The sequence below is a fragment of the candidate division KSB1 bacterium genome (assembly GCA_034506395.1).
Lineage (GTDB): Bacteria > Zhuqueibacterota > Zhuqueibacteria > Thermofontimicrobiales > Thermofontimicrobiaceae > Thermofontimicrobium.
Window position 1 is genome coordinate 54,065 of the sequence record JAPDPQ010000016.1, and the last position, 21,583, is coordinate 75,647.

Consider the following 21,583-nt stretch of genomic DNA (forward strand, 5'->3'; position numbering starts at 1 on the left):
AGCGAAATATGAGTTGGTTCAAATGTCGAAGACCTCAACGCTCATCAGATAATGCAATCTTGAACTATTGCAATTACCTTATAGGAATTATTTCTCTCACTTTCTTAAATATAACTTTGATCCTTGCCCAGCCATCGGGTGGACCTTATGGTCCCATGCGCCAAAACTATCCACTGCCAAAAATATCGGGTCAAATCTATTTCGTCTCTCCTGATGGCCTGGCTGACGCCTCTGGCACATCCCCAGAACAACCCACAACGCTAGAGGCAGCAATTGAACGGGTAAAAAGCGGCGATGCCATCATCTTGCGAGGAGGAATTTATCGCACTGGGAATCTGATCTTCAACCAGCGAATTATCATGCAGCCGTACCGGGATGAACAGCCGATATTGAAAGGGACGTATGTTGCTACTGATTGGCAAAATCTGGGCAATGGCTTATGGAAGACCTCATGGCCTCATCTGTTCCCGGCCAGGCCAGCGGATTGGTGGCGCCGCGATCGTGAGGGCAAGCAGACGCCATTACATCGCTTCAATAACGATATGGTCTTTGTGGATGGAAAATTCTTGCAAAGCGCCAGTTGGGAGGGCGAGGTCGATGAAAATTCGTTTTATATTGATTACGACACCAAATCAGTTTATATTGCGGTCGATCCAACCAATCGCCTGGTAGAAATCACAGCTTTCGATGTTGCTTTGCTCAGAACGACTCAGGAGGTTCATGGTAAAAAATCTGACCGGCGAGGCCCGATCATTCGGGGCATAACGTTCACCCAATATGCCTACCGTGCCATCGAAGTGGAGGGCAAATTTCCAGAGGGCCTATCCCCGGAATCGAATCATGGCAAGGATGTGGTTGGCACGGTGCTGGAAAATTGTACGATCTCGTTCTGTTCTCGAGTGGCCGCCTACCTTCGAGGTGATTCATTGGTGATTCGCCACTGCCGGGTGAGCGATACCAGCACCGAAGGAATTTACATCATGAGCTCGAATGATGTTCTGTTGGAAAAAAACGTTTTCACCCGCAATAATATCGAGCGTATTACTGGCTATTATCCAGCAGCGGTGAAAATTTTCAACCAGTGCTATCGTGCCACCTGTCGGGATAATCTGGTGATTGATCTGCCTTATTCCAATGGTATCTGGTACGATGTCGGCAATGTGGATGGCCGTTTTTTAAACAATTGGGTCGAAGGGGTAGGCAATTACAAAAGCCCATTCGCCATCGAACAGCCCTGGCCCAGCAATAACGGATTTTTCTTTGAAATATCAAAAGGAGCGATTTGTGCTGGCAATGTGTTCATCAATTGTGATCATGGCCTCTGGGTGCTCAATAGCTCCGATGTTCAAATTTACAATAATACCTTTGTGAACAGCACAGCGTGCATCTCGCGGAATGCCCGAAGCGCGGCTGGAGATCATTTCGGCTGGCATCCTAGTACTGGCCCTGATGTTCACGAACGGGATGGCCATGTGTTTATCAATAATTTGCTGGTGGGGGACGATGATTTCGATCGATTGTTGTTTTATGTTTGGCAGCCAGCATCCTTGTGTGATCGGGTTAGCAATTCTCAATTGGATCAATTCGATTCCAACGTATTTGTGGCCGGAGCGAAATTGTTGGATCGGCCCATCATTTTATGGAGCCCAGAGAAGAACAAAAATTGCCGGCAGCAGTTTCATTCGATAGGTGAATTTCGGAAGCATCATCCCGAATTCTTGACCAATAGCCAGTATTTTCCCGATTACCATGGACCGTTGTTTAAAAGTCTTGAACTAAGAAATTTGGAATTGTTACGCGATTCTCCAATATTGAAATTCGGCCATTCTCTGCCATTGGAGATCCGTAAACTAATTGGTATCTCATCGGGCAAATCCAAATATGTTGGCGCTTATCCAACAAACCAGAAGAATTTTTAAGGCTCGAATGCCTCATCAATTGGATAAGAAATGTTGGAGTTTTGATTTTCTATTTTGCTTTCGCTCGAAAAATGTACATCCCAAAGAGTAAAGGAAAAGAGAGGACGATTTAAAATGAGATCAATATATGCTGCTATCCATTGCTATTTTGCATATCGGAATTCCCATCAATTACATCGCTGGTTTGTTGCAATTTTCAGTTTGCTCGGTTTCAGTAGCGGATTATTCACTCCGATAAATTCTATGGGACAGCCCTTAGCAGCAGGCAAGGATAAGTTTTTGGGCTGTGCTACCAGCGCAAATATCTATCGCTATCTCGATCGCTATTGGAACCAAGTAACGCCTGGAAATGAAGGGAAATGGGGATCGGTTGAGGTAGTTCAGGGACAATACAATTGGGCACCGCTGGATAAAATCTATACCTTTGCTGCAAATCACAAAATGCCTTTCAAATATCATACGTTGATCTGGGGTCAACAGCAGCCAGGCTGGATTAATTCTTTGGATTCCACAGCACAGCGCGCGAAAATAGAAGAGTGGATTCGGCGCGTGGGCGAACGCTATCCCAAAATGGCAATGGTGGATGTCGTCAATGAACCTTTTCACGCGCCCCCTGCTTACAAGAACGCTTTAGGCGGCGATGGAATAACCGGCTGGGATTGGGTCATTACGGCTTTTCAACTCGCCAGAAAATACTGTCCTGATACAACCAAACTTCTGATCAACGAATATAATATTTTGCATAGCAACAGCCAGACCATTAATTATATCAACCTGATCAATCTGTTGAAGGACCGCAATCTGATTGATGGGATTGGTATCCAAGGTCACTATTTTGAATTCCGGAGCGATCTGCGGGCCACCAGCAACATTTACATCTATGACATCAATACGATCAAAGCCAATCTCGATAAACTTGCAACGCTCGGATTGCCGATTTATATATCGGAATTTGATATCGATGAACCCGTCGACTTGGATCAGCTTGCCCAGTATAAAATCTATTTTCCGATATTTTGGAGTCACTCGGCAGTGAAAGGGATCACTTTATGGGGCTATATCCAAGGGGATACTTGGGCTGCGCATCCTTACACGTATCTGTTATTGGCCGATGGGACCGAGCGGCCTGCCTTACAGTGGTTGCGGACGTATATTGCCAGTCCACTGCCACCAACGATCATTTCGCCCAACGCAACAGGTGGCGTTTCGCTCCGCCCCTTGCTGATTTGGCATGCCTCCAAAACAGCAACTTCGTACCACGTTCAATTAGCCACGTTGAGCACATTTGTGCCTTCATCAATCGTGCTTGACACCACAATTACCGATACACTTATTCAAGTGGGGCCACTGGATCCGAATCGGAGATATTTCTGGCGCGTGGAAGCATGGAACGAGCATGGATCGAGTGGCTATTCAATGATGGCAATTTTCATGACCGGGGACCAAACAGCAACGGGAACAGAAATGATGCTACCAAATAAATTTGAGTTGTTTCAAAATCATCCAAATCCTTTCAATACGGCAACGATCATTGAGTTTGAACTCCCCCGCGATTGTTGGGTTCATCTGAAAGTTTATGATGTATTAGGCAATGAGATCGCTACCCTTATCGATCAAAAGATGAAGGTAGGGAGACATTCAGTAGCTTTTCAAGCGGAAAATTTAAAGTCTGGAATCTATTTTTATCAAATTAGGGCTGGAGAGTTCACTGCTACCAAGCGCATGGTGATTGTCAAATAACGATTTCTATGATGGTGCCCTAGATCTTCTCAAAGGCAAAGAAAAATTTTCTGGGGGATTCCATTTCGGTGGGAAAAAACGGAAATGTAATCCCACAAAAATGAAATCCTCCAGAAATCAGGTGGTCTGGCACTTATCCTTTTCGCAAAGAATTGCATACGCTCGGAAAAAGGGATGAGGTATTTTTGAAGCCTGTCAATTCTGAGCCCAAAGATTTGATCTTTTTTCCCCAAGTAAACTATTGGCGCCGCGCCTTTAAATCCTGCTCGATCTTCATCATCATCTTATTGCTTAATGGATAGAAAATCATGAGCGCGGCACCGATGAAAGCTGCGATCGCTGGATAGATGCTCATCACTAAGCGAATGCCCAGCAAACTGGTCGCTGATTGCGCTACATTGGCTTGAAATCCATAAGCCGCAAGGATCCAGGCCAATAGTGCTCCACCGAGAGCAATCCCCAATTTCAATGCGAAAAGTGAGGCGGACATCACCAGTCCTGTCGCCCTCCGTCCCGTCCTCCATTCGGAATAATCAGCAGTATCCGTGTACATCGCCCATTGCAATACAGAGACCGGTCCCATGGCGAACGATGTGAAGAGCTGAAGGATAAACATTGGAATGAGATCATGTGGTTTTAGCGCATAAAATAAGGCGGTGGTGATTCCTGCGAGCGTCAGACAACCATAATAGCAGCGCGACTTCCCAACGTTTTTGCTCAACCAGTTCGCTAAAATCGCACCGATGATGGTGACAATTGTACCGAAGAGCATAAAGGTCGAGGCCAGCGATCCAAAGGAAAAATTATATGTTGTTCCAAACAAGGTCAATTGCTGATCTTGAACAAAATATTTGAAATAATACATGATGCTGCCATTGCGAATGACGATGTAGATCAACTGAAAAATGGTGGCACCGCCGATGAGTAGCCAGGGGACGTTATGAAAAAGATCGACCAAGTCCTGTTTCAGCGGGTTCTTCTTTTGTTGGAGCGGCTTGACCCGCTCCTTGGTCGTTGCGAACGTGGTGAGGAACAAGATTACGGCCAAACCAGATAGGACAGCCATAGCCCATTGCCAGCCCAGTGCTTCGTTTGGCCCACCGAAAAATTTTACCAACCTGAGAATCGAAAATTGAACGATAAACTGTCCCACGAAAGCCGCGACGAAACGGAACGAAGAAACGACCGTGCGTTCTTGAGAATTGGGCGTGATGACGCCCATCAGGGCGGAATATGGAACGTTGATCACAGTATAGATCATCATCATTAAATTGTAGGTGACAAATGCGTAAATCACCTTGCCTGTGGCACTGAAATGGGGGGTAACAAACATTAGTGCTCCTAAAACACCAAAGGGCACAGCGAACCACAATAAATAGGGCCGAAATTTTCCCATCCGCGTGTCGGTTCGATCTGCGATCATGCCCATCATCGGATCGTTCACCGCGTCCCAAATGCGGCCAACCAGAAATATTGTTGCAACTGCGCTCGCAGAGATCCCGAATACATCTGTATAAAAATAAGTCAAGAATAAAATGAATGTCTGGAAAAAAAGATTAGAAGCAGTATCGCCCAGACTATAACCGATTTTCTCTTTGATCGAAAGCTTGTCTGAATTGATTAGCACGATGTACTCCTGTCGCTTGATTTCTTTAAATTGGCTTTTGCCAGAATTTAAGACGAAATTGAAAAAATACTAAAAACATCATAAACCGGGATCAAAGCTGAAGTGAACCGATTTGGATGCGAATTCTCGCTCTTTTTCGATAATTAAATCTCTTTGGCGCTATTGAAATCGCAGAATTGCAGTATTTTTGGGTTCGATGAGACCAATGGCAACCATATTTAGCGTAGAACTAACAAGGCCAATTATGCATTTGGAGTCGAACCAGGCAATGTTTCTTGTCTTACTTCTCCTGAAAATACACCTCCAATTTGTCTCGCAAATCCAGCGCAACTGACAAAGCGATCGGATCTGGAAAATTATAAGGTTGCAGCTCAATCAATCACATGCAAAATTACGCGGTTCAAATCCTCGTCTCGTGACGAATTTCCGACCATGATTTCAAATTCACCTGGCTCGACCTTGAATTCCATGTCGATATTGGTGAACGCCAGATGCTCAGGAGTGATGGGAATCGAGACGGTTCGTGATTCGCCAGGTTGTAGGAATATTTTTTGGAAACCCTTCAGCTCTTTAATTGGACGAGTGACCGAGCTGATGAGATCACGAATGTACATCTGGACTACTTCCTGACCGGCGCGCTGACCAACGTTTTTTACCTCGACCAATACATGGGTCGATTCATTCCAATGGATCGTCTCCTTTTCCAGCCGCAGATTGCTGAATTGAAATTGCGTATAGCTTAATCCATATCCAAAAGGATAAAGCGGGGAGATTTCGCTATCCAAATAGCCACGCCGTGCTGATGGCTTGTAATTATAATAACAGGGGAGATGCCCCGCTGATCGAGGAATGGAGATCGGCAGTTTGCCACCAGGGTTGTATTCGCCGAACAACACATCAGCCACAGCGATCCCTGTTTCCTGACCAAGATACCAGCATTCAAGTATTGCAGGCACATGCTGTTGGATATAATTGATTGAATTGGGTCGGCCGTGCAACAGCACCACGACCACCGGTTTTCCGGTTTCAACGATCGCTTTTGTCAGATCGTTTTGCATCCCGAATAGCTCAAGACAAGATCGGTCACCCAGATGATTTCGGTTCCAGGCCTCGCGCGATGTTTGTTCATTCCCGCCCAGGGCCAATATAACGATATCCGACTGACGAGCCACCTCAGCCGCCGTTTTGATCAATTGTAAGTTCTCCGCAGGATCGGGAAGAATGACAGCATCCTGATCCCAGGAACCACCAACAGTGATTTTACATCCTTCACTATATAGGATCCGAGACGTTTGCCCGATCCTTTGCCGAATGCCTTCAAGCACCGATGTATAGTGCCTGGGTTTGCCGCTATAACCTCCCAATAGCACGCGATCGGCATTGGGCCCGATCACAGCAATGGTGCGTTTGGCGTTTGGATCTATTGGTAATAACCCTTGTTCATTCTTTAGCAATATGATCGTTTCTCTTGCAGCCTGAAGTGCCAGCGAACGATCGCACTCCAGTTTTTGCTCAAGCTGAATAGCGTCAGGATCAACATAGGGATCATCGAATAGGCCTAATATAAATTTGCATTTGAGGATCGGCGCGACTAAGGCATCGATAGTTGACATTGCTAATTTCCCCTGTTGGACCAATTCAACCAACAACGGGTAGCAATCTGGGTCGGGGAGCTCAATATTCACCCCAGCTAACGCAGCTAAAAGCGCCGCCTCGCTTTTATTCTTCGCCACTCCATGGCTGGTCGCCTCCGCCCGACAGTTCAATTCGGTAATGGCATAATAGTCGGACACAACAAGCCCCTGAAAGCCCCATTCCTGGCGCAGGATATTTGTTAGCAGCCAGCGATTGGCATGAGATGGTACGCCATCGATTTCGTTATAAGAAGCCATAACGCTTAGCGCATTGGCTCTTTCGATAGCTTGTTTGAATGGGTAGAGGAAAATATCCCGCAGCAACCGTTCCGAGACATTGGTTGGCGCGCAGTTGGTACCCGATTCCGGCTGACCATGGGCAGCGAAATGTTTCAATGTGGCGATGACATGGTCCTTATTTTTGAAACTCGCATCGCCCTGGAAACCTCTGACTGCAGCAATACCCATTTGCGCTACCAGATAGGGGTCCTCCCCAAAAGTTTCTTCCACTCTCCCCCATCGCGGATCGCGTGCCACATCCAGCACCGGGGTTAACGCCTGATGCGCACCGCGACTTCGTGCATCCTTGGCAATAGCGGAGTAAATGGCTTCGACCAATATAGGGTTGAAGGAGGAAGCCAGTCCGATCGGCTGAGGATAGCTCGTGGCATCTCTGGCAGCCAGACCATGGAGGCATTCTTCATGAAAGATCACTGGGATCCCCAATCGTGTTTCTTCAATCAGAAACTGCTGGATCGCATTGGCTAATTTAGCCATTTCCACAGCGCTCAATCCTGAACCGCAATCGCTTAATCGAGCAATCTGACCAATACCATGTTTGAGATGCTGGCGCATTCGATCGAAACTCAACTGGCCATTGTCATCAAATAGCATGGTTTTCTTTTGCCCCCAAATGCAGAGCATCTGAGCAACCTTTTCTTCGAGGGTCATTCGCGCTAACAGATCAGCGAGTCGTTCGTCAATTGATAAGGACGCATTTTTATAAGCAGGAAGATCAGTGGCAGGGTGGCGCTCATGAGGCTTGGGTTCTTTCGTCATGATCCGATATCCTGAAAGGGAGTTGTCTCAATATTATTTAATTGATTAAATAATTATTGAACCGTTTCAAATATATAAATTATTTTCAAAAAGTCAAGCGAAATTTTTCACCAACAAAAGATTTTCGGCTCTCTCCAATATTGAGCACCACAGATGATACCACTGGCATGGGAGAAGGATGGATCTTTTCCTTTCAAAAGGATGATTTCATGCATGAAAAATTTTCAACGCCTATCAATTGCCGCTTATTTGATATAGAATGAGAATAATGATTTTCATTTAAAGCTTCATAGGAAATCGAGCAATGGCTGGCTTAGTTCGAATGAATGAAATGGTCTAAATTCGGATCAGTACATCATGAATGAGCTTTAAAAACTGAAATCATCCGAAAAAAATTAGTGCACGCTTTTCAAGCGTAAAGATCAGATTTCAGCTCGTTTCATTTGCGGTACGAGCAAATTAAAAATCACCCATGCAAGGAGATAGGCAGATCCACAGATCAAGAACATGACATAATAGCCAGTCTCGATAGTGCCCAGCGCTTTGTAATAATCTAAAATCAGCCCTGCAAATTTGGAGATCAACATTCCTGTCAAACAACCTGCCATGGTTCCGATACCGACGACCGATGCCACGGTTTTTTTAGGAAACATATCCGATACTGTGGTAAAAAGATTAGCAGCCCATGCTTGGTGCCCAGCGGTAGCGATTCCGACGATCAGAACGGCATACCAATAGCTGTATTGTCCCAGCGCTTGCGCGGCAACTACTGGAAGGGCAAATAGAGCAAACACCAGCATGGCGATGCGACGGGCTCGATAAGCTGGCCAGCCGCTCTTAATGAAGAATCCCGATAGCCAGCCTCCAAAAATACTGCCGATCGTTGTGATGGAGTACACAACCGCAATTGGCAGTGCCAGTTCGGTTCTGGTCAGGCCATATTGCTTATTTAAAAATGAAGGTAGCCAAAATAGATAAAACCACCAAACAGGGTCGGTCAATAATTTGCCGATCAAAAATGCCCAGGTTTGGCGAAAGGTCAATAATTGAATCCAGCTCTGTTTGGAGGATTTTGTTTCATTGAAAATCGCTTCGTCTTTATCGCTATGAATATATTCGAACTCAACTTTGTTCAATCGAGGATGCTTTTGGGGGATTTCATACAAAGCAAACCAAAAGATGAGCCAGACCAACCCGAGCGCACCTGTTAAAATAAAAGCCCATTGCCATCCCAAATGCATGGCAATCAACGGTACAGCAAGGGGCGCCACAATCGCACCGATATTGGTACCAGAATTGAAGATGCCCGTTGCTAATGCGCGCTCCTTTTGGGGAAACCATTCGGCTACTGTTTTCACTGCGGCTGGAAAATTGCCCGCCTCGCTGAGCCCCAGAATCCCACGCGCCATTATAAAACCAAATGTGCTGCGGGCCATGGCATGGCCCATCGCCGCTAAGCTCCAAACAGCCAGCGAAATCGCGTAGCCCAATTTTGTGCCGACTTGATCGATGAACCAGCCCATGCCCAGCATTCCAATCGCATAAGCTAATTGGAAAGCAATCACAATATCGGCATAATCGGATTCGCTCCACTGAAAAATCTTTTCGAGATAATCATCCTTTAATAAGCTGATCACCTGACGATCGAGATAGTTGATTGTGGTTGCAAAGAAAATGAGCGAAAGGATGAGCCAGCGGAATTTGCCAATGGCAATAGCTCGATTAGTGCCCTGGGTTTTCAGAAGGATTTTTGGGTTGAACATCTATTGCTCCTGTTCCTAAATAACGATTGGAGGATTTTGGTCGATTTATGAGAGATCTGGGATTGTCTCGGGACTGAAAAACAGTTTTGAGAGTTTTTCATTTTGATCGGCAAAAACAAATTTTATCCAGCAACAGAACGCGTCGTTAATTTGTCAAGTGGTGTTTCACAGCGTGGATGAAAGCCCGTAGGTTCTCACTGCTCACCCCTGGCGGCATCCCTCCCCCACAAGATAAAATCGTTCGTGATTTATCTTCCAGAGAATCTAATAATTCGTTGACCGCGTTGCTCACATCTGCTGGGCTTCCATTGGCCAAAACATCTCTGGGAGGGATATTGCCGAGCAATGTTACCTGATAATCGGTCAGTCGCTTCAGCTCATTAAGTGAAACATCGAAGCCCATATTGAACAAATTTACGCCCATTTCTGCGAGATATGGAGCGGAGACTCGGCAAGCGGCGTCATTGTGCAAAAACCGAATGGCGACCGGCGCGTGAAATAATTCCTTGAAATACGGCAATGCAAATTGGAGAAATTCAGCTTCACCGATGAATCCGATAATATCATCTAACAAGAGTATGCCATCGATCGTCGGGAAAGTCTCGATTTGCAGTTCTAACCAATCCTTGAGAAAATCCGTTATCTTTTTTATGAGCAATGTCGCTTTTTCTGGGAGGCGCATCATCGTGGTGAGAAATTCGGTCGTTCCCATGAGAAAACTGGCGATATTCAATGGCCCTCGCGCAACGGCGAATCGGATCTTATGCCCTGCTGCTTCGATTTTTGGTTTGGCTAATTTCAAACGGTTTAATACGAACGGCAATAACCCATCTGTCTTCGGATTTGGCCGAGGGAGCGATTCGATGTCATCCATCGTACGGATGATTTTATGGGCATGTGGAAATTCATTCGCTGGAAAACTACAGCGCGATCCAAATGCCGAAGGCTCGGTGCACATCCCAAATTCAGACCAAAAGCCCGGTAAAAACATGACTTCAGGAAATTCCTGGATCGCTTTCCAATTGGCCTGAAACCATAATTCATCATTGCTGAAATAATCGAGAATCTGGATGCCGTACCAATTTGGTAGCCAAGGGCTATCGATGATGAAACCGACAGGCAATGGTTTTAGAATTTCTCCGGTTATGATTTTTTGAAGCATTTCCCATTGTTGGTCTGTCATTTTGAATATCCTTTATTTTAAATTTGCATGATGACGTTCATCGGTCACTTCGAGTGAGCAATCAATTACAGCAGACAAAGTTTTTCTGAGGACGGATTAAAACCTTTACAAGGGTAGTCTCGTTTACTCGGATTTTAGAACTTTATTCTTCCTGAGAAATTCTCTGATCGCAGCATAGCTTTCTACTAACGCTTGTCGATTAAAACCTCCGTGTCCAGCTCCTTTAATCGTTACCAGTTGATTCGGAACGCCTGCTTGGTCCAATGCTGCATGCAATCGTTTGGCGTGACTATATGGCACAATGATGTCTTGATCGCCATGGATGGTGATCATTGCCGGCAGACCTGGCCTGACATGGTGGATGGGGGATAGCTGGCGTGCCAATTCCTCTCGATTGCTCATGCTGCCGAACCATTCGATCGCATAATGCTTGGCATTTGGGCCATCAAGCAAATCCGCGACATCCGTAATGCCGAACCAGTTGACAATCGCCGCAACTTTTACTTCGGGAACCATCCCAGATCGCCAGCGAACGCTATCCGGTGTGGGGCAGGCACGATCAAAAATTGAATTAGATGGTAACATGCCAGTGATCAACGCCAAATGACCGCCAGCCGAAGTGCCAGTCAAAACAAATCTTGAAGGATCCAGATTGTACTGCTCGGCATGATAGAATGCCCATCGAAGCGCACAGCGACAATCCTCCACTGCTGCTGGTGCCAATGAGTTTGGTGCTGTCCGATATTCCACATTGATGGCAGCCCATCCCATGGACAAGTAAGGCAATAGGTATAAGATGTTCCGCTCCTTCTGTCCTGCGACCCAGCCGCCACCATGAAATAAAATGAGCGTTGGATGCGGCTGGCTTTTATCTTTTGGCAAATAGAGATCGAGCTTCAGTTCGGTATTGTTGGCAATGGCATAAGTAATGTTTGGCAGAATGTCGTAATCGCCAGAAGCGTAATCGACCCAATTATCAGCACCTGGAATTTGCGGTGAGCAGTAACTCGGAGTCCAAACAATCAGCAGGATTATCAAGGCGAAGATGATATAATATCTTCGGATCATAGTACCTCCATGAATATGCAAAAAACCAATGAAAAATAATTAGCGCCCATAATAAATGGCAAGTGGTCATTCACAGCGAAGCGAAGAATCACTGAATTTTTTAGATCTCTTACTCCAGTACCTGCCGGTTAGAATGACAAACCTAAATTTGGATCAGTTTCAATAAAATTGAATTAAATGGCGCGATGAACGATTGAAGTTAATATTTCAGCAATCAAGAACTCCAATATTCCAATCCCCACTTCTACCAATAATGATGCACCAATTTCCGAATGTGGTTATTGTAAATTTCCCGTACATGATTCATTGTTTCCACAGCGATCGGTGGCAAATCGGCAGCGCTGACATTTTCTTCGACCTGTGACGGGCGTCTTGCCCCAGGAATCGCGCAGGTAACGGCATCGAACATCAAAATCCAGCGTAGCGCAAATTGGGTCATGGTCATTCCGGGGGGACAAATCTTCTTTAGCTTTTCTACTACCTCGAGTCCCACATCATAATCCACACCCGAAAAGGTCTCACCGCGATCAAACGCCTCCCCATGGCGATTGAATTGTCGATGATCATCGGTGGCAAATGTAGAATTTTTTGTCAGCTTGCCAGTGAGCATCCCAGAAGCCAAAGGAACTCGAGCAATGATGCCAACTTTTCGTTGTTTCGCTTGTTCGAAGAACAACTCCGCTGGTCGATGCCGAAACATATTGAAGATGACTTGCACTGATTGTACATTAGGATATCCGATGGCTTTGAGCGCCTCCTCCACCCGCTCGACGCTCACGCCATAATACCGAATTTTACCCGCTTGGACCAAATTGTCAAGTATATCGAACACCTCAGGCATATAATAGACATCGGTCGGTGGGCAATGAAGTTGAAGCAGATCGATGGCCTCTGTGCCCAGATTTTTTAGGCTGCGGTCGACAAATGCGGTCAGATTTTCTCGGTTATACCCTGCGGCAGTGTGTGGAGTGAGCCGACGTCCTGCTTTGGTAGCGATATAAATGGTTTCTTTATGCTCTCGTCGCAGTTGTCTGAGCAGTCGTTCGCTGTGACCATCGCCATAGACATCGGCGGTATCGAAGAAATTGACGCCACGCTCAACTGCTCGGTGCAAAGCGGCGAGTGATTCATTGTCATCAACTGGTCCCCAAGTGCCGCCAATTGCCCAGGCACCGAAGCTAATCGTAGATATTTTCCAGCCAGTGCGGCCAAATTCTCGGTATTGCATTGATCTTCCTCTGTCAAAAAAAGCTCGTTAGAGCTCGATGTAGTCACGTTGGAAGTGGACCACATCTTTGCTCAATAGATTTAATCCCATTTTGAAATAGACTACATCTTTATGCTCTCTGGGGGGCCTAAATAACTCGGCTTAATTTCACCAGTCTCCACAACCAGTTTTTGTAACACCACCCCTGGATCAACCATCCAAAATTTCAAAACGTGCCGACCTGATTCGTTAATGACATGTTGAGAAATCTCCACGGTGATATTGTTGCGCACCGATTCTTCCCAATCTTGAAAAGTCTTATTCTCGTGGATATTGATGACTTGAATGGGGTCGTCATCGAACGAAATCCCGTAGCGCAATCCTTGGGTGTTATGGAAATTTAGCGTCGGAGATAGATAAGCTTTGACCTTCACCTCTCCTTGGCTGAACAGATAAGTATCAAATTCCAATCGCGGTCCAGTAGCGCTTGCCGGCTGAGATGGTGCAGTAACTGGAAATATCGTCATGCCCGATAGCGTCCGCCCCAAATCGGGGATGCGTTGCCAATTAAGGGGTGGATTTGCAACAGCGCGCGAATAGTGCTCAGCCTCTATTGAAACATAATTATTGCATTCAATAAAGCAACCTTGCAGCTCAGACTGGGGGATAGCTGGATTCAAAATTTTTGCATGAACCACTATGCGGCGGCGGTGAGGCCCAGCGACCAGGATTTGCCCATTCTGCTCTCCTTCTGGTACTTTTTGCCAATCTATTTTCACCCATAGCCGCTGCTCGGTCCGAATTTCGCCAGATGTGGGATCGACTTTGATCCAAGGCTTGTCTGTTTTAATGGAATATTTAAAAGGTTTTTTGCCCCGGTTGAATAGCTCGATATAGTAGCTTTGTTGATGATATCGATCGAAGGTCGGCAAAATTGCCATGCCAGGCGCGTTGGGCCACCAGCAATCGGAACCCTCAACAGCAACTCCCATTTCCGCCGTCTCTGGAATTGATATTTCTTTGACCTCTGGCATGACATTGGTCTCCGGTTGCTGCCAATAGGTGTAACCAATATGGGTTTGATCCATCATGTGGTTCCATTTGCCGTTGGCCATAATTTTATTGTAGTAATTGGTGATTTCTGCGTCCCGAGCGAATAATTGCTTCGCCTTTTCTGCCAAGCTGTTGGTCGCTGCTCGTCCCTGTTTAGCATAAAGCCGATTTTTTCCCACGGTGACATAAAGCTCATTCAAATTGGCACAGGCTTCCACTGGATGAAGCACCAGTTGATAAAAGGCATCTTGATATTCAGCAGGAAGAGCGTCATAAACCGTTCGGGCTTGTTCTTCTAATTTTTTATAATCGGATACAACTGTCTCAGCTTCTCGGTAGTTGACCAGACTATATGTGTCTGGGGAAAGCAATTCAGGCTTTCGGCGGGAATTGAATTTGGTATAGCTGGTTAAGATGTGAGCGATCTCTTTTGCGTACCGTAAGCCGAATTGTTTTTCCGACCAAAGTCTGGTATACTCGGGCAAATATTCAGCGGGAAAAATTTCTGGATTCCAGGCATAATCCAGAAAAAAGCTAATGGGAAATTCCATTGGTTTAATATCCCCCACATTGACGATCCAGATTTGCCTCGCGTCATATTCATACGCCAGATGCATTTGCTCCCACACCCGAGAAATTTGGTTGGTATTGAGCCATTTAAAATTCCTCGGTCCGCCTACATAATCGTAATGATAATATATGCCGTAGCCACCAGCACGCGGTGGATCGTCCAACTTGGGCAGTTTGCGGATATTGCCCCAATTATCATCGCACAGCAGCAAAGTCACATCATCGGGAACGCGCATCCCTTTGTCGTAATATTCCTGCACCTCTTTATAGAGTGCCCAAACTTGGGGAATGGTGGTGATGTCTTTGCCAGTCACCTCTTTTAAAATTTCTCGTTGATCTTTAACGATCCTCTGAAGCAACTCGATATTCGCCTCTTCACTCATGGGCTCATCGCCGTCGCCGCGCATGGCCAGGGTCACGATGCTTTCGTAATTGCCCATCCGGCGAATTCCTTCGGTCCAAAATTGGCGCAACTTGGCTTCATTCTTTTCATAATTCCAAGGCCCAGAGCCATATCGGCGCCATTCATCATGCGCCCGCATCATCGGCTCATGATGCGAAGTGCCGATTACTACACCGTATTCATCCGCCAATCGAGGATTTTCAGGGTCATCGTCATAAAAGGCCCTCCCCCACATGGCTGGCCAGAGAAAGTTCCCTTTCAATCTCAAGATCAGCTCAAACACATGCTCATAAAATTTGGCATTAAACCCTCCGAACTTCTCATAAGCCCAGCCAGAAAGTGCAGGCGCTTCATCGTTAATAAAAATACCTCGATATTTTACTTTCGGTGGGCCAAGGATGTGTCGACCTGGTAGAATATAAATATCAGTCTTTTTCTTTGGCGGAACATCTGCCCACCAATACCAGGGCGAAACACCGATCTTCTCAGAAAGATCAAACATCCCGAAGATTGTGCCGCGTTTATCGCTCCCAACAATGACCAGCGCTGACGTTCCTATTGAGAATGGGTGTTCTATGACCTGGATGAGCGATGCTTCCCATCGACCTACAATGTCAGAGACATCGAGCTTGTTATCAGAAACCAACTTGTCGATCAACTGGCTTTTGCCCAAGGTGCCGATGATGACTATTTCATTGGCTTCAGGAATGTCATCAAACGAGATCGCTGGTTTCGTCCCAGTCACCCGCTCGATATCGGCCTGAAAGTGCCTGAGAACGCGAAGCACACCCGGATAGTCCTGGGAGCTCGCGCACAATACGGCTGGTTTGCCGGCATCAGAAAGAGCAAATGCGCCGGCGAGCTTTTCCGTGGAAAAAAAAGTTTCAGGGTCCTTTGCTGATGCAGGTTTTGGCCGGATCAATGCAATACCCAATAGCAGTGAGACAAGAAGGATGGTTAGCCAGAGTTGAATTGTCGATGGCAAAAGTTTTTTGTTGTTCCTATGGGTCATGGGAATCACCTAATTTTAAAATGAAGTCATTCAGCCACTAGGCAAATGGGCTGTTTTTGAATTATCGGATCATTCAAAAATTCGAAAATTGCCACTGACCTGAAGCAGTGCCAGGAGATACAACATGCCATCATAATAGCGGTAGGTGCCGCTTGGAATCGGTGTGTTCCAAAACGCTGCTATAAAGTCTTTTCGCATATTATCTGAAGCAGCCAGGGCTGCAACGGCATTCATGGCTACCAAGCCAGCGCTATGATCATCACCTAATTTTTTGCCATCAATTGTGAATTGATTGCCGTAATTGGCTATGCCCTGACGATAAAAGAATTCGAGCAGGCGATTGGACTGCACCACGGCCCAATCATCTCGCGCAAACCAAAGATAATCGATGGCAACGTTCATTGCAACGCGCCAAGCATCGAAACGAAAGTCGTGGTGACCGCCACCCCAGGGAGGATCCAAAGGCTTTCCTTCAAAAGTCGCATAATCTGGTGCCAATCCAGTAATCGGATGGACTGCCCGCTTGAGGAATTCTCGACTTGCTTTCGCTGCTGCTTGCCAAAATCGATTATTCTTGTTTGCCCACCGCGCCCATAATTCATAGAAATGGGGGACATGATAGGATGGGTCAGTAAAATCATCGACATGACCGGCTGGCACAAACACTACCAATTTGTTTTTGGGATTGAACATATTGGTGACAACATCGGCACGATCTGAGTGAGGGCTTTTGCCAAGCATCGCATCCAAAATTTGCTGCGCTTCCGCCCTGTATCGAAAAATGCCTTCGCCTTCTCCCCATCGATTTGCAGCAAATAGAAGCGACATGACGATCCACTCTTCACCATCTGAAGCCGGATTTGTATCGATCTTCGTCCCATCGGTGCGACAATGCCAAGCAAAATAATGTCGCAGCGGCCCGGTCTGATGCTGCATGTAAGTTTTGGCCCAGTTCCAAAGCCGATCGAATTCAGCTTTTTTATCGAGCTGAACAGCGATCATCATGCCATAGGACATGCCCTCAGTGCGAACATCCTGATTGAAAATATCCTCTATATAGGCCATATCTGGCTCGACCGGATAGTAAATCCGTTGCGTTTCATCATCCCCATAGAACAGTTGCTGGAAGGTGCTGTCGATTCTGGCCTGGACCTGGGCTTCTGAACAGCCGAGGAGCTCAACAAAGAGATTGGGATAATGATGACTATTATACGCGCCAGAGTTGGCTTTTTTTTGAGATTGACATTGGGCAAGGATTGAATAGAGCGGAAAAGCATAACAAAGGAAGAATAGCAGCAAAACAGGATGAAGCGTCTTTCGAGCGATCACGGTCAACCTCGAAATTGGACAGAAAAGTTAAATTGAAATTGAAACGTTTCAAATATATCAAAGTGATGATAAAAAGTCAAGCAAAAAATTGTCAAATATGCATCTTCCTTATGGCTCAAGAAAAATGGAGGTTGATCAGGGGCATGAAAAAGCATATGAAAAGAGAAATAGTTTCGATTCAAAGCATCCAAGCTGTCGTAGCAACAGAAAAGTTTCGACATTGAGGTTATTAGCATGTTAAAATGGAACCGCAATTAAAATGTTGATCCGAACGATTCACGATCATGGTGCATAATTATGATTGAAGCGGCAAATCTGGTCGATCATTGCTAAAATTTCTATTGATTTTATCAATAAAAGCCATTATATTTTATCAAAAAAATTAAAACGTTTCAATAAAAGCATAGTTGCGAAGAGGCATCGGAGCAGTTCATGAAGAAAATAACGATCGAGGATGTAGCAAAGCGCGCTGGTGTTTCTAAAGGCACTGTCTCGGCAGTTATCAACGCAAAAAATACCGTAAAGCCCGATACCCGAGAGCGTATTTTAGAAGTGATGAAAGAGCTAAATTTTCGGCCTCGCGGGATGGCAAGAAATTTAAAAAATGGTAATCAGGATAAATGTATTGGGATCATTATTAAAGACCTGAGTTATCCCTTTTATACGACGATTGCACTTGGTGCGCGCGAATACGCTCATAATAAAGGATATTCCTTTATCGTTGCCAGTTCAGAAAACGATCATGAGTGTGAGAAAAAATTTACCCATTTATTTTCGACTAAAGACATCAAAGGAGCGATCATTGCCCCATTGGTCGAAGGTGATGCGGAGATTGAGCATTTGTTCAAGTTGAAGATGATCAATTACCCATTTGTGCTCCTGGAGGACGTAAAGGGCATTCAGGCGAATGTGGTGGCGATCGACAATTTGAAGGCAATTAAGAAGGCAGTCAAATATTTGATTGATAGTGGCCATACGAAAATTGTTCACTTTGCGGGCCCGCCGCAGTCGTCTCATACTCAGGAGAGAATCGAGGGCTTTCGCGATGCATTCAGCGAAAGCCCATTGGTGTTCAATAAAGATATGATTGTCTCCATTGGTTCGCGGCATGAGGAAAGCTATGGAAATACGCTGAATTATTTTAAAAATCTCAGACGAGAAGATTATCCCACAGCCATCGTGTGTTTCAATGATCAGCAAGCCCTGGCAGTCATGACCGCACTGAAGGATTTAAACATCCGCGTCCCCGACGATATCTCCATCGTAGGTAATGACGACATATACTATGCCAAGATTTATCCAGTGCCATTGACAACCATTCGGGCACCCCAATATGAGATCGGCAGAAAAGCAGCCGAGATACTCATTCGTAATATCGAAACGCCAGGTCAGTTGCCACCCGAGCGCGTGGTTTTGGAAACCGATTTCATCATCCGGGAATCCACTCGGGTTTTGAATGTCTGAGACGGCGGACTCAAGGATGAGCACTTCTAATTTGAGCAATCCAAGTAAATGAAAGTCGAACGCTGGAATGATAACAGCGATGGAATTTTGAATCATTATTCCAGTGTTCTGACCTTGGAAACTGGCGTTGCTAACTTTTAACCTTTCTGATCATAGATGCAACCAGGCGACCCATCCTCCGCCTGGTGCCAGATGAACCTTGAGTTGCTCGCCCTTGTGAACGGTCATCACCTGCTTTTTGAAATCCATCGCATTGCGATCGGCGTTGATGCCATCCTGGAATAACTCAATCGTATATTTTTTATCCCCGAGAAAAGAAAAATCGATCATGAGGTCTCTGGCGGTCCAATCGGTCATGGCACCAATGAACCAGTCATTGCCATGACGCCGAGCGATGACAATGAAATCGGCCATTTGAGCAGCCAAAACACGAGTCTCATCCCAGGTCGTTGGCACTCGAGCCAGAAATTCCATGCATTCAGCTTCTCTCAGATAATTGGATGGGCTATCGCATAGCATCTGGAGCGGGCTCTCAAAAACCACATACATGGCCAATTGATGACAGCGAGTCCCTTGGCTCATGGGGCGCTGGAATACAGGCCGAAATTGCTCTTTTGTGGCGTTGATCATCGCGCCCGGCGTGTAATCCATTGGACCGGCCAGCATCCGCGTGAACGGCAGGGTGACATTGTGCTCTGGGTTGGGATCCTCGGTTGACCATTTACTCCATTCAAGACCTCGAACGCCCTCACTGGTGAGCACGTTTGGATAGGTGCGAATCAAACCCGTCGGTTTATAGGCACCATGGAAATCGACGAGCAACTGGCGTTTCGCCGCTTCCTGAGCAACTTTGTAATAATAATTGACCATCGGTTGATCATCCCGCTGCATGAAATCGACTTTAATGCCCTTTATCCCCCATCGGACAAACTGCTCCAATGCTGGTTCCAATTGGTCATCCAGCGTCTTCCAGCTCATCCAAAGAATAATGCCGACATTTTTCTCGCGGCCGTACGCCACTAATTGAGGTATATCGATTTCTGGGACTACCTCTAACAAATTGCCCAAACGATACCATCCTTCATCCAGGATCACATATTCGATCCCGAACCGCGAGGCAAAATCAATATAATACTGATAGGTCTTGGTGTTGATCCCAGCACGAAAATCCACGCCGTAAATATTGTTCCAATTCCACCAGTCCCAGGCCACTTTCCCCGGCCTAATCCAGGACGGATTGGCAATTTGGCAGTCTTTGGCCAATTTATAGACCATCTGGCTTTCGACCAATTCAGCATCCCTTTCGGCGATGATCAGTACCCGCCATGGAAATACGCGCTGACCCCGAGTCTTCACCAGAAAATCTGCCCGTCGAGTGACCATCACATCTCGATCACTGCGCTGTTCAAACTCCAGGGGAAAATAGGGGAATTTCGCCAAAAGTGCTGTTGGCGAGTGCAGCGAGCCAGTGAGGTACATGCCAGGGTAATCCTCAAGATCAGCTTCAAGGATGGCGACTTTCGGCCCAGAAGGAATATCGATCACTGCTGGCAAGTAACCCATGCGATCGGCAGTTACTTCGCTGAGCAACATTCGCTGATATAACCGTTCCGAATGGGTATAGAAGCTCTCTTCTTGGGCAAAATAGAGTGGATGATCAGAACCAAATTCAAATGTAGCCAGTTCCTCGAACACCTCGATGTCCTTTTTGAAATTGGTGAACCAGCGATAGGCGAAGCCATCATTATAGGCGCGAAGGATCAGCCCGTAATCCCCTTTGATTTGAATCATGAGCTGATTGCAATGATTCTCGATATTGGCGTTTTTCACTTTGATCACTGGTTGTAATGTCTCCCGAATCGTTGTGCGCTGGACGCCATGAATCGAAATATCTTTCCCCAACCATCTCCCCTCATCTAATCGCATCCCAATGGCGGATGGCTTTATTATCTGTTGATTTTTGAACCAAACAGAAAAGGACACTTGATCTGATACGAACAGTTGCACTTTAATTTTCTGATCCGGCGAAGCAAGCTGATATTGGCGAGCATTTGAGTTGGATAAAGACAAAAGGCAGGTAAATGCAAACAACAAAAGAAATCGTCTTCGCATCGCAGTGCTCCTTTCAGTTAGATAAGATCAAGTTCTTCAAAATGCATGTGGAATGTCCCTCCTCCAGATGGGGAAGTCCCTTTTGCGCGACGAAGCATCAAATAGAGAGGCTTCTCCGCTGTCTGGCAGACGGCATGACCCGAATATTCCAAATCATTTTGATTTTTCAGAGATCAATAACTCTGTCAGATTGGAAAATGACCGAAAATAGAACAGCTCATCCATTCTGAATTTTAACAATCGGCTTTCATTTAAGGAAATCCATGCTGAATCGAAGCCAGCGGCAGAGCAGCTTCCGATCTGCTCCCTCATGTCCATCCGAAGCCGAACTGTCGAAAGGCAATGACTCGCTCAAATGTACAAGCTTTCAACAATTCAGTTACCAGAAATCGATCGCTCGTTTGAACAAACGGTATCTGTTAGAGCTCTTTTTGAAACGA

Annotated in this window: 12 protein-coding genes; 3 read left to right on the forward strand and 9 right to left on the reverse strand. The window is 46.0% G+C overall.

The window, feature by feature from the left end:
- Nucleotides 1-155 precede the first annotated feature (155 nt).
- Nucleotides 156-1,919 (forward strand): right-handed parallel beta-helix repeat-containing protein, encoded by a 1,764-nt coding sequence (locus ONB37_11665; GenBank protein MDZ7400814.1) that lies wholly within the window; start codon nt 156-158, stop codon nt 1,917-1,919.
- Between the two features lie 114 nt (nt 1,920-2,033).
- Nucleotides 2,034-3,659 carry an endo-1,4-beta-xylanase gene (locus ONB37_11670; protein MDZ7400815.1) on the forward strand — a complete coding sequence of 542 codons (1,626 nt, stop codon included), beginning with the start codon at nt 2,034-2,036 and terminating at the stop codon, nt 3,657-3,659.
- A gap of 238 nt (nt 3,660-3,897) precedes the next feature.
- Here the strand turns inward: ONB37_11670 and ONB37_11675 are convergent, their stop codons facing one another.
- From ONB37_11675 to ONB37_11710, 8 genes are all read right to left on the reverse strand, one after another.
- Entirely contained in the window at nt 3,898-5,286 is a 1,389-nt protein-coding gene (locus ONB37_11675; GenBank protein MDZ7400816.1) for an MFS transporter, read from the reverse strand.
- Nucleotides 5,287-5,657: 371 nt separating this feature from the next.
- Entirely contained in the window at nt 5,658-7,979 is a 2,322-nt protein-coding gene (locus ONB37_11680; protein MDZ7400817.1) for a glycoside hydrolase family 3 C-terminal domain-containing protein, read from the reverse strand.
- A gap of 422 nt (nt 7,980-8,401) precedes the next feature.
- Nucleotides 8,402-9,742 carry an MFS transporter gene (locus ONB37_11685; GenBank protein ID MDZ7400818.1) on the reverse strand — a complete coding sequence of 447 codons (1,341 nt, stop codon included), beginning with the start codon at nt 9,740-9,742 and terminating at the stop codon, nt 8,402-8,404.
- Between the two features lie 145 nt (nt 9,743-9,887).
- Entirely contained in the window at nt 9,888-10,925 is a 1,038-nt protein-coding gene (locus ONB37_11690) for a uroporphyrinogen decarboxylase (protein ID MDZ7400819.1), read from the reverse strand.
- 123 nt (nt 10,926-11,048) lie between these two features.
- Complete coding sequence (locus ONB37_11695) at nt 11,049-11,993, reverse strand: alpha/beta hydrolase (protein MDZ7400820.1); 945 nt, start codon at nt 11,991-11,993, stop codon at nt 11,049-11,051.
- A 244-nt stretch (nt 11,994-12,237) separates the two neighbouring features.
- Nucleotides 12,238-13,221 carry an aldo/keto reductase gene (locus ONB37_11700; protein MDZ7400821.1) on the reverse strand — a complete coding sequence of 328 codons (984 nt, stop codon included), beginning with the start codon at nt 13,219-13,221 and terminating at the stop codon, nt 12,238-12,240.
- A 101-nt stretch (nt 13,222-13,322) separates the two neighbouring features.
- Nucleotides 13,323-16,238, reverse strand: coding sequence for a glycosyl hydrolase 115 family protein (locus ONB37_11705; protein ID MDZ7400822.1), 2,916 nt, complete (start codon nt 16,236-16,238; stop codon nt 13,323-13,325).
- Nucleotides 16,239-16,307: 69 nt separating this feature from the next.
- The gene (locus tag ONB37_11710) at nt 16,308-17,567 is read right to left on the reverse strand and encodes a glycosyl hydrolase family 8 (GenBank protein ID MDZ7400823.1); all 1,260 of its coding nucleotides are present in this window, start codon (nt 17,565-17,567) and stop codon (nt 16,308-16,310) included.
- Nucleotides 17,568-17,999: 432 nt separating this feature from the next.
- Between ONB37_11710 and ONB37_11715 the strand changes: the two genes are divergently transcribed.
- Nucleotides 18,000-19,031 carry a LacI family transcriptional regulator gene (locus ONB37_11715; protein ID MDZ7400824.1) on the forward strand — a complete coding sequence of 344 codons (1,032 nt, stop codon included), beginning with the start codon at nt 18,000-18,002 and terminating at the stop codon, nt 19,029-19,031.
- A 150-nt stretch (nt 19,032-19,181) separates the two neighbouring features.
- On the opposite strand, the gene ONB37_11720 is transcribed toward ONB37_11715, so the two are convergent.
- On the reverse strand, nt 19,182-21,143 hold the full coding sequence (locus ONB37_11720) for a glycoside hydrolase family 97 protein (GenBank protein ID MDZ7400825.1): 1,962 nt from the start codon (nt 21,141-21,143) through the stop codon (nt 19,182-19,184).
- Nucleotides 21,144-21,583 lie beyond the last annotated feature (440 nt).

Coding starts and splice junctions, on each gene's coding strand:
- ONB37_11665 (MDZ7400814.1), top strand. CDS start 156: ATGCGCCAAAACTATCCACTGCCAAAAATATCGGGTCAAATCTATTTC.
- ONB37_11670 (MDZ7400815.1), top strand. CDS start 2,034: ATGAGATCAATATATGCTGCTATCCATTGCTATTTTGCATATCGGAAT.
- ONB37_11680 (MDZ7400817.1), bottom strand. CDS start 7,979: ATGACGAAAGAACCCAAGCCTCATGAGCGCCACCCTGCCACTGATCTT.
- ONB37_11685 (MDZ7400818.1), bottom strand. CDS start 9,742: ATGTTCAACCCAAAAATCCTTCTGAAAACCCAGGGCACTAATCGAGCT.
- ONB37_11690 (MDZ7400819.1), bottom strand. CDS start 10,925: ATGACAGACCAACAATGGGAAATGCTTCAAAAAATCATAACCGGAGAA.
- ONB37_11695 (MDZ7400820.1), bottom strand. CDS start 11,993: ATGATCCGAAGATATTATATCATCTTCGCCTTGATAATCCTGCTGATT.
- ONB37_11700 (MDZ7400821.1), bottom strand. CDS start 13,221: ATGCAATACCGAGAATTTGGCCGCACTGGCTGGAAAATATCTACGATT.
- ONB37_11705 (MDZ7400822.1), bottom strand. CDS start 16,238: ATGACCCATAGGAACAACAAAAAACTTTTGCCATCGACAATTCAACTC.
- ONB37_11715 (MDZ7400824.1), top strand. CDS start 18,000: ATGAAGAAAATAACGATCGAGGATGTAGCAAAGCGCGCTGGTGTTTCT.
- ONB37_11720 (MDZ7400825.1), bottom strand. CDS start 21,143: ATGCGAAGACGATTTCTTTTGTTGTTTGCATTTACCTGCCTTTTGTCT.